Source organism: Cellulosimicrobium cellulans, assembly GCF_001722485.1.
Classification (GTDB): domain Bacteria; phylum Actinomycetota; class Actinomycetes; order Actinomycetales; family Cellulomonadaceae; genus Cellulosimicrobium; species Cellulosimicrobium cellulans_A.
In genome coordinates, this window is the sequence record NZ_LWGL01000093.1 from 1 (window position 1) to 13,328 (window position 13,328).

9 protein-coding genes and 1 pseudogene are annotated in these 13,328 nt (G+C 74.1%); 6 read left to right on the plus strand and 4 right to left on the minus strand.

The window, feature by feature from the left end; genetic code table 11:
• Nucleotides 1-115 (plus strand): annotated as a pseudogene (locus JZ5iCDA_RS19725) (CDP-alcohol phosphatidyltransferase family protein); the annotation flags it as partial.
• A gap of 23 nt (nucleotides 116-138) precedes the next feature.
• Nucleotides 139-1,137 (plus strand): aldehyde dehydrogenase family protein, encoded by a 999-nt coding sequence (locus tag JZ5iCDA_RS11110; RefSeq protein ID WP_253182054.1) that lies wholly within the window; start codon nucleotides 139-141, stop codon nucleotides 1,135-1,137.
• Between the two features lie 15 nt (nucleotides 1,138-1,152).
• On the opposite strand, the gene JZ5iCDA_RS11115 is transcribed toward JZ5iCDA_RS11110, so the two are convergent.
• Together JZ5iCDA_RS11115 and JZ5iCDA_RS11120 are read right to left on the minus strand one after the other, a co-directional pair.
• On the minus strand, nucleotides 1,153-2,580 hold the full coding sequence (locus JZ5iCDA_RS11115) for an MFS transporter (protein WP_069387237.1): 1,428 nt from the start codon (nucleotides 2,578-2,580) through the stop codon (nucleotides 1,153-1,155).
• Between the two features lie 107 nt (nucleotides 2,581-2,687).
• On the minus strand, nucleotides 2,688-3,662 hold the full coding sequence (locus JZ5iCDA_RS11120) for a GlxA family transcriptional regulator (protein ID WP_253182052.1): 975 nt from the start codon (nucleotides 3,660-3,662) through the stop codon (nucleotides 2,688-2,690).
• A gap of 108 nt (nucleotides 3,663-3,770) precedes the next feature.
• Here JZ5iCDA_RS11120 and JZ5iCDA_RS11125 point away from each other — a divergent pair, with 108 nt between their 5' ends.
• Entirely contained in the window at nucleotides 3,771-4,409 is a 639-nt protein-coding gene (locus tag JZ5iCDA_RS11125) for an isochorismatase family protein (protein WP_069387239.1), read from the plus strand.
• Nucleotides 4,410-4,464: 55 nt separating this feature from the next.
• Nucleotides 4,465-5,235 carry an MBL fold metallo-hydrolase gene (locus JZ5iCDA_RS11130; RefSeq protein WP_069387240.1) on the plus strand — a complete coding sequence of 257 codons (771 nt, stop codon included), beginning with the start codon at nucleotides 4,465-4,467 and terminating at the stop codon, nucleotides 5,233-5,235.
• 8 nt (nucleotides 5,236-5,243) lie between these two features.
• Here JZ5iCDA_RS11130 and JZ5iCDA_RS11135 read toward each other — a convergent pair whose 3' ends face one another.
• Entirely contained in the window at nucleotides 5,244-5,504 is a 261-nt protein-coding gene (locus JZ5iCDA_RS11135) for a metal-sensitive transcriptional regulator (RefSeq protein WP_069387241.1), read from the minus strand.
• A gap of 250 nt (nucleotides 5,505-5,754) precedes the next feature.
• Between JZ5iCDA_RS11135 and JZ5iCDA_RS11140 the strand changes: the two genes are divergently transcribed.
• Nucleotides 5,755-7,539 carry an FAD-dependent oxidoreductase gene (locus tag JZ5iCDA_RS11140; RefSeq protein WP_253182053.1) on the plus strand — a complete coding sequence of 595 codons (1,785 nt, stop codon included), beginning with the start codon at nucleotides 5,755-5,757 and terminating at the stop codon, nucleotides 7,537-7,539.
• Nucleotides 7,540-7,542: 3 nt separating this feature from the next.
• On the opposite strand, the gene JZ5iCDA_RS11145 is transcribed toward JZ5iCDA_RS11140, so the two are convergent.
• Nucleotides 7,543-7,953 carry a hypothetical protein gene (locus JZ5iCDA_RS11145; protein ID WP_069387242.1) on the minus strand — a complete coding sequence of 137 codons (411 nt, stop codon included), beginning with the start codon at nucleotides 7,951-7,953 and terminating at the stop codon, nucleotides 7,543-7,545.
• Between the two features lie 344 nt (nucleotides 7,954-8,297).
• On the opposite strand from JZ5iCDA_RS11145, the gene JZ5iCDA_RS11150 reads away from it, so the two are divergent.
• Nucleotides 8,298-13,019: a DUF11 domain-containing protein gene (locus JZ5iCDA_RS11150; protein WP_171905358.1), complete on the plus strand. Its 4,722-nt coding sequence runs from the start codon at nucleotides 8,298-8,300 to the stop codon at nucleotides 13,017-13,019.
• Nucleotides 13,020-13,328: the final 309 nt, after the last annotated feature.

The window sequence follows — 13,328 nt, forward strand, 5'->3', positions numbered from 1 at the left end:
CTCCGCGAACGTCGTCACCATGGTGCGCATCCTGCTCGTCCCGTTCTTCGCGTGGGCGCTCCTCGTCGACGGCGGGGAGTCGGTGACCTGGCGGCTCGTCGCCACCGGGATCTTCGCGCTCGCGGCGTCGTCGCGGTCATCACGCCGTGGAACGACCCCTACCCCGCCGCCGCGGGACTCATCGCCGCCGCGCTGGTCACGGGCAACGTCGTCGTGCACAAGCCGTCCGAGCGCAGCGACGCCCCGGGCGTGCGCCTCGCCGAGCTCGTCGCGGGCGCCCTGCCGCCGGACGTGCTGCGGATCGTCAGCGGCGACGGGGTGACCGGCGAGGCGATCGTCGCGCACGAGGACGTCGCTCTCGTCGCGCACGTCGGCTCCACCGCGGCGGGCCGGCGCATCGCCGCGACCGCGGGCGCGCGCGGCGCGAAGGTGCTCCTGGAGAACGGCGGCAAGGACCCGATCGTCGTCGACGCGGGGGTCGACCCGGCGCTCGCGGCGCAGCAGATCGCGACCGGCGCGTTCACCAACGGCGGCCAGCTGTGCACCGCGGTCGAGCGGGCGTACGTCGTCGAGGAGGTCGCGGACGCCGTCGTCGCCGAGCTCGCGCGCATCGCCAGCGAGGTCGCGGTGGGCGACCCGGCCGACGACGCCACGACCATGGGGCCGCTCGTCGACGAGGGCCAGCTCGCCGTCGTCGAGGAGCACGTGCAGGGCGCCACGGCCGCCGGTGCCGAGGTCGTCGTGGGCGGGCGGCGCCTCGACCGGCCCGGGTCGTTCTACGCACCGACCGTGCTCGACCGCTGCCCCGACGACGTCGCGCTCCTCACCGACGAGACGTTCGGCCCGGTCGCGCCGGTCGTGCGCGTGGCCGACTTCGACGAGGCCCTGCGCCGCGCGTCGGCGTCCGCGTACGGGCTCGCCGCGACCGTGCTCACGCCGTCGCTCGACCACGCGCTGCGCGCCGCCGACCAGCTCGACGTCGGGACCGTCAAGGTCAACGCCGTGTTCGGCGGCGCGCCGGGCGGCTCCGCCGACCCGCGCCGGGGCAGCGGGGGCGGCGCGGGCTACGGCCCGGACCTGCTCGACGAGATGACCGTGCGCAAGGCGATCCACCTCGAGGGGCTCGGCGGGGCCTGACGCCCGCCCCCGGCGCTACCGGGCGGCGAGCGCGGGCTCGTCCTCGGTGGCGCCGGGGCGTCCGGCGAGGGTCGCGAACGCGAGGAGCGCGGCCGCCAGCAGCAGCCCGGACGCCACCACGAGCGCCGTGCTGAACCCCGCCACGAGCGCCACGTCGGAGCCGGTCGCCGCGACGTCGGGCCGCGCCGAGACCGTCGCCGCGACGCCGGCGAGCAGGGCGAGGCCGACGGCGACGCCGATCTGCTGTGCGGAGTTGAGCAGCGCGGACGCGATGCCCGCCTGCCCGGGGTCGACGTCGTACACCGCCGCCTGGGTGAGCGCGAGCATGCCGAGCCCGAACCCGAGCGCGAGGACGAACATCGCGGGCGCGAGGTGCAGCCCGTAGCCCGTGTCCGGGCTCAGCCGGGAGAACCAGAACGCGGCCGCGGCGCTCAGGAGCGCGCCCGCCGCGCCGACGTGGCGGGGCGCGACTCGCAGCAGGAGCTTCGGCGCGAGCCCGGCCCCCACCACGATCCCCACCGCGAACGGCAGCCACGACAGCCCGGTGCGCAGCGCGCTGTAGTGCTGGACCTGCTGCAGGTACAGCGTGATGACGTAGAACGTGCCCATCGGGCCGATGGCGAGCAGCAGCATGGTCAGGTACGCGCCGCTGCGGTGGCGGTCGCGGAACAGGCTCAGGGGGACGAGCGGGTTGCGGCTGCGGGCCTGGGCGAGCACGAAGACGACGAGCAGCACGACGGCCGCGGCGACGAGCCCGAGCGCGACGGGGTCGCCCAGGCCGCTCTCGCCGAAGCGCGTGACGGCGGCCACGAGCGCGACCATGCCGCCCGTGCCGAGCGCGGCGTCCACGGCGCCGAGACGCGCGGGGCGGGGGGCCGCGGCGACCAGGTACCGGGTGCCGAGCAGGACGAGCAGGCCGACGGGGACGTTGATGAAGAACACCCAGCGCCAGCCGAGGGCGCTCGTCAGCACGCCGCCCAGGACGAGGCCGAGGACGACGCCGAGACCGGACATGGCGCCGTAGAGCGTGAGCGCCTTGTCGCGCGTCGGCCGGTCGGAGAACGTCGTCGTGATGAGCGCGAGCGCGTTGGGCGCGGCGAGCGCGGCGCCGAGGCCCTGGACGGCGCGGGCCGCGACGAGCATGGCCGTGCTCTGCCCCAGGCCGCCGGCGAGCGACGCGACCACGAACAGCACGACGCCGACCTGGAGCGTGCGCCGGGAGCCCCACAGGTCGCCGATCCGGCCGCCGAGGAGGAGCAGCGCGCCGAACGTGAGGATGTAGGCGTTGACGACCCACGGCAGGTGCACGGCGCTCACGCCGAGCGCCTCCTGGATGCTCGGCAGCGCGATGTTCACGATCGAGTCGTCGAGCACCAGCATGAGCTGCGTCGTCGTGATCGCCAGCAGCGCGACGAGCGCGCTGCGGGGGTTCGTGGTGGTCACCGGATCTCCCGTCCTGATACCCCGGGCGGGTATGCGTTCTCACCCAGGGTACCCCCTCGGGGTATGAGGTCAAGTCGGCTGGTGGCGCGCCCGTGCGGCTCGGCTGGTCAGCTCGTCGCGCGCGCGTCGAACCGGCGCCGGTACTCCGACGGGGACGTCCCGAAGGCGGCGGCGAAGCCCTGCCGCAGCGTCACGGCGCTGCCGAACCCGCACGCGTCGGCCACCTGGTCGACCGGCAGGTCCGTCGACTCCAGCAGCCGGCGCGCCTCGTCCAGCCGTCGCGAGCGGACCCACGCCGCCGGGGTGGCGCCGGTGGACGCGCGGAACGCGCGGATGAAAGTGCGCCGGCTCATGTGCGCCATCGCGGCGAGGCGCTCGACCGTCAGCGGCTCGTCGAGGTGCTCGAGCGCCCACGTGACGACGCGGGACACCGGGTCGTCCGTCGCCTGCGCGGGCACCGGGCGCTCGACGTACTGCGCCTGCCCGCCCTCGCGGTGCGGCGCCACGACGAGGTGGCGCGCCACCTGGTTCGCCGCCGCCGCGCCGAGCCGGCGGCGGACCAGGTGCAGGCAGGCGTCGATCGCCGAGGCCGTGCCGGCCGAGGTGAGCACGTCGCCGTGGTCGACGTACAGGACGGACGCGTCCAGGGCCACGTCGGGGTGGCGGCTCGCCAGCATGTCGACCGCCTGCCAGTGCGTCACCGCACCGCGGCCTGCCAGCAGGCCCGCGTCCGCGACGGCGACCGCCCCGAGGCACAGCCCGGCGACCGTGGCGCCGCGGTCGTGTGCCCGCGTCAGCGTGCGGCGCAGCGTCGTGCCCGCGGTGCGACCGTCCTCGAACCAGGACGGCACGACGACGACGTCGGCCTCGGCGGCGGCCGCCGGGCCCTGGACCCCGCCGATCCGGTACCCCTCCGCGGTCCGGACGGATCCGGCGCGGTCGGAGAACAGCGTCGTCTCCCACGAGCCGAGGCCCTGTCGCGACACCTCGTCGAAGACGATCTGCGGGACGGAGAGGTGGAACATCGTGACGCCGTCGAAGGCGTAGACGGCGATGCGCAGCGGCGCTCCGGAGGTTGGCACGAAACCATCGTAACGATGCACATGTGCCAATGGCGGGGCCTGGACGCGGCCGGAAGGATCGAAGGGTCGCCCCCGGAGGCGGCGTCCCCGAACCAAGGAGCACCCGTCATGGCCACCCCGCGCCGCGCCCTCGTCCTCGTCGACGTCCAGCAGGACTACTTCGGCGGCCCCCTCGAGATCCAGTACCCGCCGCACAGCGAGTCGCTGCCCCGGATCGCCGCGGCGATCGACGCCGCCCACGCGGCCGGCATCCCCGTCGTCGCCGTGCAGCACACGATGGGCGAGGGCGCTCCGGTGTTCGACCCGAGCGCGCCCGGCTTCCAGCTGCACCCGGAGGTCGAGAGCCGCCGCACGGACGCGTGGAAGTCGGTCGTGAAGCAGTACGGCACCGTCTTCGCCGGGACCGACGTGCTCGACTGGCTGCGCGACCAGCAGGTCGACACCGTCACGCTCGTCGGCTACATGACCAACAACTGCATCATCGCCTCCGCCGCCGAGGCCGAGACCCACGGCCTGGCCGCCGAGGTGCTGTCCGACGCGACCGGCGCGATCAACATCGCCAACGACGCCGGCTTCGCGGACGCCAAGACGGTGCACACCACGCTGCTGACGCTGCTCGCCTCGAACTTCGCCGCCGTCGCCGACACGGCCACGTGGTCGGACGCGCTCACCGCCGGCGAGGCCCTGCCGAAGAGCGACCTCGGCACGTCCGCCGTGGTCGGCGCACAGCGCGCCGCGCAGGGCTGACGCGCACACTCGGAGGGAGGACGCAGGTCTCCCGACGGCAGGAAGGGCTCCCACCATGCAGATGACGCAGGTACGCAACGCCACGATCGTGCTCGAGGTGGGCGGGAAGACCGTCCTGGTCGACCCGATGCTCGGCGCCCGGGGCTCGACGGACGCCTTCCCCAGCGAGACCGGCAACACCTCGCGCAACCCGCTGGTGGACCTCGTCGTGACCCTGGGCGACCTGCTGACGCCGGACGTCGTGGTGGTCACCCACACCCACCCCGACCACTGGGACGTCGCCGCGGCAGCGCTCCTGCCGCGCGACGTCCCGGTGCTGGTGCAGCACGACGCCGACGCCGAGGTCGTCGCGAAGGACGGCTTCACCGACGTGCGGGTCCTCGCCGAACCGATCACGGTCGACGGCACCGTCTTCACGCGCACGGGCGGCCGGCACGGCTCGGACGAGGCGCTCGCCGCCATGCCCGAGGTCCTCGGCGAGGTCATGGGCGTCGTGGTGAGCCACCCCGACGAGCCGGTGGTCTACGTCGCCGGCGACACGATCCTCACCGACGACGTCCGTTCCGCTCTCGAGCAGCACGACCCGGACGTCGTCGTGCTCAACACCGGCGGGGCCGTCCCCACGCCGATGGGGCCGATCATCATGGGCGCCGAGGACGTCGTGGAGGTCCATCGCCTGGCCCCTCGGGCCCGGCTCGTCGCGGTGCACATGGAGGCGCTCAACCACTGCCCGGTCACCCGTGCCGACGTCCGAACCGCGGCGGCCGAGCAGGGGATCGACGACAGCGTCCTCGTGCCCGAGGACGGCGAGGTCCTGACCTTCTGACCGGCCGCTCAGCTGAGCGCCAGGAAGAGCTTCTCCAGCCGCTGGAGGTCGGCCTGCCCGTTCTCCTCGTCCGTCAGGCACTGCTTGAGGCCGGACGCGACGATCGCGAAACCCGCCCGGTCGAGCGCCTTCGAGACGGCGGCGAGCTGCGTGACGACGTCCGCGCAGTCGCCGCCGTCGTCGACCATGCGCACGACGGCGGCCAGCTGCCCCTGCGCGCGCCTGAGGCGGTTCGAGACCTTCTTCATCTCGTCCTGGTCGAGCTGCACGGGCGTTCCTCTCGTCGGGCGGGCGGCGTCAGCGCCCGAACAGCCGGGTGAACAGGGAGGCGCCCGGTCGCTGCGCCGGGTGCCCCTCGCAGCGCTCGCCGCGGGGCACCCCGCGCATCACCTGGTCGACGTGCTGGCCGCAGCCGCTCCACGTCGTCCTGCCGCACTGCCTGCAGGTCACTGCCTGGCACATGGTCGTCCTCTCGGTCGGTCGTGTCCACCACGATACCCCAGGGGGTATCCTGACGTCATGTCGGAGAAGAAGCCGCTGAAGATCGTCGTCGTCGGCGGGGTGGCCGCGGGCATGTCCGCGGCCACGCGGATGCGCCGCCTGTCGGAGGACGCCGAGATCGTCGTCCTCGAGGCCGGGGAACACGTCTCGTTCGCGAACTGCGGCCTGCCGTACCACGCGGGCGGGGTCATCGAGGAGCGGGACGCGCTGCTGCTGCAGACGCCCGCGTCGCTCGCCGCGCGCTTCCGTCTCGACGTCCGCGTGCGCAGCCGCGTGACCGACGTGGACGCCGCGGGGCACACCGTCACGGTGCACGACCTGACCACGGGGGAGGAGTACGTCGAGCTCTACGACCGCCTCGTGCTGAGCCCGGGCGCCCGTCCCGTCGTGCCCGAGGTGCCGGGGGTCGAGCGCGCCCTCGTCCTGCGGGACGTCGCGGACGTCGACCGGCTCGGCGCGGCGATCGACCACGGGGGCGAGGACGGGTCTCCTGCCCGCACCGCCGTCGTGGTCGGCGCCGGCTTCGTCGGCGTGGAGGTCGCCGAGAACCTCGTCCGCCGCGGTCTGGACGTCACGCTCGTCGAGCTCGCCGACCAGGTCCTGGCCCCGCTCGACCCCGAGATGGCGCTGCGTGTGCGGCACGAGCTCGAGGCGCACGGCGTCGACGTGCGCACGTCCGCCCAGGTCGCCGCCGTCGGCCCCCGCACGGTCGAGCTGGCCGACGCCGCGGGCGACGCCCTCGGCACCGTGCCGGCCGACGTCGTGGTCGCCGCGATCGGGGTGCGCCCGGACGTCGAGCTCGCCGTCCGCGCGGGCGCGCGGACCGGGCCCCGCGGCGGGATCCTCGTCGACGACGACCTGCGCACCTCGGTGCCGGACGTCTTCGCCGTGGGGGACGCCGCGACCAAGCGCGACGCGCTCGCCGCCCTGGGAACGGACGGCACGGACGGCACGGACGGCGGGGACGAGGCCGCGACCACGCTCGTCCCGCTCGCCAACCTCGCCAACCGGCACGGGCGGCACGTCGCCGACGTGATCCTCGGGCGCCCGCGCCCGATGCGCCCGTCCGTCGGCACGGCGGTCGTCGGCGTCTTCGGCCTGACCGCCGCCGCGGTGGGCCGCAACGAGAAGCGCCTGCGCGCCGAGGGGCGCCCGTACCGCGCGATCCACACCCACCCCACGCAGCACGCCGGCTACTACCCGGGCGCCGAGCAGATGGCGCTCAAGCTCCTCGTCGACCCGGAGACCGACCTCGTCCTCGGCGCGCAGGGCGTCGGGCGCGACGGCGTCGACAAGCGCATCGACGTCGTCGCCACCGCCATCGCGGGCGGGCTCACCGCGTCCGAGCTCGCGGACCTCGAGCTCGCCTACGCACCGGCCTACGGGTCGGCGAAGGACCCGGTCAACATGCTGGGATACGTCGCCGACAACCTCCGCACCGGGGACACCCGCACCGTCCAGTGGCACGAGCTCGACGCGCTCGTCGAGGACGGTGCGACCGTCGTCGACGTTCGGACGCCGGAGGAGCACGGGCGCGGCACCGTGCGCACCGCGGACGGCCAGGCCGCCGTCAACGTGCCGCTCGACGAGCTGCGCGCCCGCGCCGCCGCGAAGATCCCCGCCGGCGTGCCGGTCGTCGTGCACTGCCAGGTCGGGCAGCGCGGGCACACCGCCGCGCGCCTGCTCGCCCAGCTCGGGTACGACGTCCGCAACCTCGACGGCGGCTACCTCACCTGGCGCGACGGGACGGCCGCGCGCGCCGCGTCGCGGGCGCGGGCCGACCTCGCCGCGGCGTCCACCTGACCGTCAGGAGCGCGGCTGGTAGGACGGGTGGTCCTCGATGTCCCCGAGCTCACCGGTCGAGCACGTGACCTGCGCCCAGAGGTCGGTGTCGCGCAGGTCCCAGCGCTCGTCGCTCGACAACCCCGCGTAGAAGCCCTCGTCCTCCCCGCGGTCGCTCTCGAGCCAGGTCCCCAGCAGCGCGGCCGTGCGCACGGCGTAGTCGGGGGAACCCTCGGGCGTGCCGACGACCGACAGGCTCTCGGCCGCGCGGACGTGGTCGGCGACGTCCGTGGACTCGGCGGAGACCCAGTAGTCCTCCATGGCGGCGCAGAAGTCGTCGATGCTCGCGTTCGTCGGCGGGCCGGACGTGCACGCGCTGAGGGCGGCGGCGACGAGGACGGCGGTCGGGAGGAGGTGCAGGGGTCGGGAGCGCATGCCCGTGACGCTAGACAACGGCCCTGACCTGCGGGTGAACCACGGGGACCGGGCGGGTGAAAACGCCCCGGAGTGCATGAAACGGTGTACCAATTTTGCGCCCTCGGCTGTCGGTCGCGGGTGGACCTCGGTTCCCCTTGCCAGGACGCACGTCTGCCGTGCGCCGACGCAGAGGGGGATGCGCCATGAGGATCCAGTGGTTCGACCGGCCGGGTGACGGCCGCAGCAGGCCGGGGCGAGACCGGTCACGACCGAGGGCGGGCACGCCAGCAGCGGCGCCGGTGATACGCCATCGTGCTCGGCCACCGCGGCGCCGGTGGGCGGCGGGCGCCGTCGCGTCGACCGTGGCGCTGGCTCTGGCGACGTCGATGGTCGGCGGAGCGTCGGTGCTCACGGCGGGCCCGGCGCAGGCCGCGCCCGGTGACCCGTTCGACCCGGCGGACCCGTACGTGTACATCGCCCAGGGCAACCCGACGGGCCTCTACACGGCCGTCGCCGACTCGGCGGGCAACGTGTCGTTCTCGCCCGAAGGGCCTGCCTCGACGCTGTCGTACAACGCGATCGCGTACCGCACCGCCGACAACTACATCTACGCCCTCGTGGGGAGCAGCACGGACCCCGCGATCCCGTCGGCATCGCTGGTCCGCATCGGCCAGGAGGGCACGCTCACGCGTGTCGGCACGACGACGTACACCGGGTCGGTCTCCGCGACGTTCGGACCGGGCGGGCACCTCTACACCTACGCGAACGTCAACGGCACGGTCAGCCTGCAGGTCATCGACGTCACCACGGGCGCGATCGTGCGCAACACCCCGATCACCGGTGAGCTCGCCGTCGGCAACGACATGGCGTTCAAGGACGGCTTCCTGTGGACCATGGGTGGCGGCTTCATCAGCCGTACGCATCCCACCACCGGCGCCACGGTCCGGTTCACGACACCGTTCCCGACCGACACCGCCGACCAGGGCGGTGCCGCGTGGACGTTCGGCAACGGCAACCTGGGCTTCTCCTACAACGTCTCCGGCACGATCTACCAGGTCGCGGTCGCCGACCCGGCCGGCGCCACCCCGACGTTCACGCTGGTCTCGGCCAACCCCGGACCGCCGAACGCCAACAACGACGGCACCGGCTCGCCGGGGCTGCCGACCGACCTGGCCCTCGTCAAGACCGGACCGGAGACGGTCGTCGCGGGCGAGACGGTGACCTACACCCTGACGGTGACGAACAACGGGCCCGGGAACTCCAGCGGGTTCGTCGTCGACGACACCGTGCCCGCCCCGCTCACGGACGTCGCCACGACCAGCGAGGGCTGCACCGTCACCGGCAACGACGTCCGGTGCATCAGCGGCCGCACGCTCGCGGGCGAGGTGGTGACGTACACCGTCACCGCCACGGTGCCGGCCGGTGCGACGGACCTGGTGGAGAACACCGCCACGGTCACCGCGAACGAGGACGACCCGAACCCGGGCAACAACAGCTCGACCACCACCGCGAACCCGGTGCCGCTGATCGACTGCGCCGCGGACGCGAACGTCTTCAACACCGCCTACGACGCGGCGACCGGCGGCTTCCTGCCGAACGACGCCAAGGACGCGAACTGGCAGGTCGCCGGCCCGTTCCCGGCCGGCGCGACCGTCTCCGCCCCGCCGGCGGACGCCGACTGGGCAGCCGCCAACGTCGGCAAGATCGTCGCGAACTGGGCGGACAGCCCCTACGGCAACGCCAACTGGATCTCCCAGCAGACGATCGCCGCACCGAACCAGGGCGTGACCTCGGGCGACTGGTACTACCGCTTCCAGTTCCGGCTCGACGACGCCGTCGACACCGAGTCGTTCGCGCTGGCGATGAACTTCCTCGCCGACAACTCCGTGGCCGAGGTGTTCGTCAACGGCGTGCCGCAGTCGGGCAGGACCACCGGACTGCCGCAGACGCCGCTGACCGCGCCGACCGTCAACCCGGGCGCCTACAACTACGCCGGCTTCCACACCCAGAACGCGGCGGAGACGACGCTCGACTCCGACTGGCAGACCGGGCTGAACACGATCGTGGTGCAGGTCAAGTCGAACGCGCCGATGGAGGGCTTCGACGCCCAGGTGCGCCCGAGCGCGCTGTGCCCGCAGCCGACGCTCGCCGTCACCAAGACGTCGGACGCGACCGCCGACACCCGGCCGGGCGACACCGTGACCTACACCGTCACGGCGGAGAACGTCGGCACCGGCGACTTCACCACCGAGGAGCCCGCGGTCCTCACCGACGACCTGGCGGGCGTGCTCGACGACGCCACCTACGCCGGTGACGCCGCGGCGGACCGCGACGGTGCCGTGGCCCTCGCCGGCTCGCGCCTCTCGTGGACCGGCGCGCTGCCGGTCGGCGAGACGGTGACCCTCACGTACACGGTGACCGTCGGCGGTGGAGGCGACGGCGTCGTGCGCAACGTGGCCTTCGCCGGTGACGGCGACACCCCGGCGTGCGACCCGCCGACGGGAGAGGGCACCGACCCGGTCACCGGCGTGCCGTGCGCGACCGCCGAGACGGAGCTGCCGCGCCTGTCGGTGACCAAGTCCGCGGACCGGAGCGACCTGCCCGCGACGGGCGAGACGGTCCAGTACTCGGTGACGGTGACCAACGAGGGCCCCGGCGACTACACCGTCGACGCGCCCGCGACGGCCACGGACGACCTGTCCGACGTGCTCGACGACGCCACGCTCGACGAGGACGGCATCACCGCCTCGGTCGGGACCGCGACCTTCGCCGACGGCGAGATCACCTGGTCGGGCGCGCTCGCGGCCGGCCAGCAGGCGACGATCACCTACACCGTGACGTACACCGGCGCCGGGGACAACGTCCTGGTCAACCGCGTCTGCGTCCCGGCCGACCAGACCGCGCCGGGCGCCGTGCCCTGCGACTCGGTCCAGATCCCGGCGTCCAACCTGGAGTACTGGAAGACGGTGGACCCGGCCTCGGGCACGGCCGTCCTGCCGGGCCAGGAGGTCACCTACACGCTGACGTTCCGCAACGACGGCCAGGCCGCCGGTGCCGTGAGCTCGACGGACGACCTCTCCGACGTGCTCGACGACGCCGACCTGGTCTCCGGCCCGACCGTCTCCGACCCGGCGCTCGACGCCTCGGTCGCCGGGACGGAGCTCTCGGTCACCGGGTCGCTGCCGGTCGGCTCGACCGTCACCGTGGCCTACACGGTGCGGGTGAAGGCTCTCGACGACCAGGGCGACGGCCGGCTCGGCAACGTGCTGACCGACCCGAACGGCGTGTGCCTGCTCGACTGCTCGACGCAGAACCCGGTGACGCATCTGTCGATCGACAAGACGTCGGACGTCGCCGGCGTGGTGAGCACCGGCGACACGGTCACCTACACCGTCACGGTGACGAACGACGGGCAGGTGCCGTTCACCGACGAGGCCCCGGCCACGGCCACGGACGACCTCTCCGGGGTCCTGGACGACGCGTCGTTCGACGGCGCCGCCCGGGCCACCGCCGGAGCGGTGTCGTACGCCGCACCGGTGCTGACCTGGACCGGCCCGCTCGAGGTCGGCGGCTCGGCGTCGTTCACGTACTCGGTGACGGTCACGAACGCCGGCGACCACGTGCTCGAGAACACCGCCTCGGTCCCGGCCGCGCTGTGCGCCGAGGACTGCGGCACCACGGTGACCACCGACCTGCCCCACGTGGTGCCGGGCAAGACGTCGGACCCGGCGCCGGGCGAGCCGGTGCAGGCCGGTGACGTGGTGACGTACACGCTGACGTTCACCAACGACGGCACCGCGGCGGGTCCCGTGGACGCCACCGACGACCTGTCGGGGGTGCTGGACGACGCCGCGGTGACGTCCGAGCCGGTCTCCGACACGGCCGGCGTGACCGCGACCCGCACCGACGCCCGCCTGCGAGTGGTCGGTGAGCTGGCGGCCGGCGCGACGGCGACCGTCACCTACGAGGTGACGGTGAACGCCGACGGCGACCGCGCGGACGACGACCTCGCCAACGTCCTGGTCCCGGACGTCCCGGTGCTGGAGTGCACCGAGGACGGCTGCTCGGAGGTCCCGCCGCCCAGCACGCAGCACCCGGTCGGCGCGCTGGACGACTGGAAGACCGTCGACCCCGCCTCGGGCACCGCCGTGCGCGCTGGCCAGCAGGTCACGTACACGCTCCACTTCGCCAACACCGGAGAGGGCGCCGTCGCGGTGGACCGCGAGGACGTGCTGACCGGCGTGCTCGACGACGCCGACCTCACCGCAAGCCCGGCCGTCTCGGACGACGCGCTGACCGTCTCGGAGGTGCTCGACGGCAGGTTCGGGGTGACCGGGACGCTGGCCCCCGGGCAGGAGGCGACCGTCACGTACACGGTGACGGTCCGGGGCGACGGCGAGCGCGGTGACGACCGGCTGGGCAACGTCCTGGTCGACCCGGGCCAGGAACCGCCCGCCGAGTGCGTCCCCGCGGACGGGGCGCGCCCCGACTGCACCGTCAACCACGTCTCCGACCTGACGGTCACGAAGACCTCGGACCCGCCGTCCGGGACCGAGGTGGCACCCGGTCAGGAGGTGACGTACACGCTGACGTTCACCAGCACCGCGACGAGCCCGGACGCCCCGGCCGAGCCGGTCGACTCCACCGACCACATGGCCGACGTGCTCGACGACGCCACGCTCGTCGGCGACCCGGTCGTCTCCGGCGAGGGGCTGACGGCGACGGTGGACGGCGACACGATCGTCGTCACCGGTGAGCTCGCCGCCGGGGCCACCGCCACGGTGGCGTACACGGTCACCGTCAAGGAGCCGGCCGAGCAGGGCAACCGCTCCCTGGGCAACGTCGTGGCACCGACGGGGACCGCACCGCTGTGCGCCGAGGGCTCGCCGTTGTGCACGGTGCACGAGGTCGAGGTACCCCCCGCCCCGAGCGACCCGGGGGCCTCGGGCGAGCCTGGCTCGCCGAGGACGCCGCTCGCGACCACCGGCACGACCCTCGGCTGGATCGCCGGCGGGGCAGCGCTCCTGGTGCTCCTGGGCGTGGTCGCCCTGGTGGTCACCCGTCAGCGTCGCACCACCGGCTGACGCACGGCACCGGAGGTCCTGCACCGCGATCCCCGGGTCGCGGGGCAGGGCCTCCGGCCGTCGCACCGGTAGCGAGACGCCGGGACCTCGTCCACCATGTCCCTGGCGTCCAGCAGGGGCGCCGACGCGCACGCCCACAGGGAGCCCTCGATGACGTCAGCCCCGGTGCGGGACACCGCAACCCACGACACCGACGCCACGCTGCACCAGCCGCACCAGGTGCGCCTCCCGCTGCCGGCGGCGCGCGGACCGGTGAGCGCGGCGCTGCTCGACGCGCTCACGGCCGGCCCGCCCGCCGACGACGCGGAC

What these genes read in the sequence shown, in the direction of transcription:
- JZ5iCDA_RS11140 (WP_253182053.1), top strand. Translation starts at nt 5,755, where the DNA reads ATGTCGGAGAAGAAGCCGCTGAAGATCGTCGTCGTCGGCGGGGTGGCC.
- JZ5iCDA_RS11145 (WP_069387242.1), bottom strand. Translation starts at nt 7,953, where the DNA reads ATGCGCTCCCGACCCCTGCACCTCCTCCCGACCGCCGTCCTCGTCGCC.
- JZ5iCDA_RS11125 (WP_069387239.1), top strand. Translation starts at nt 3,771, where the DNA reads ATGGCCACCCCGCGCCGCGCCCTCGTCCTCGTCGACGTCCAGCAGGAC.
- JZ5iCDA_RS11130 (WP_069387240.1), top strand. Translation starts at nt 4,465, where the DNA reads ATGCAGATGACGCAGGTACGCAACGCCACGATCGTGCTCGAGGTGGGC.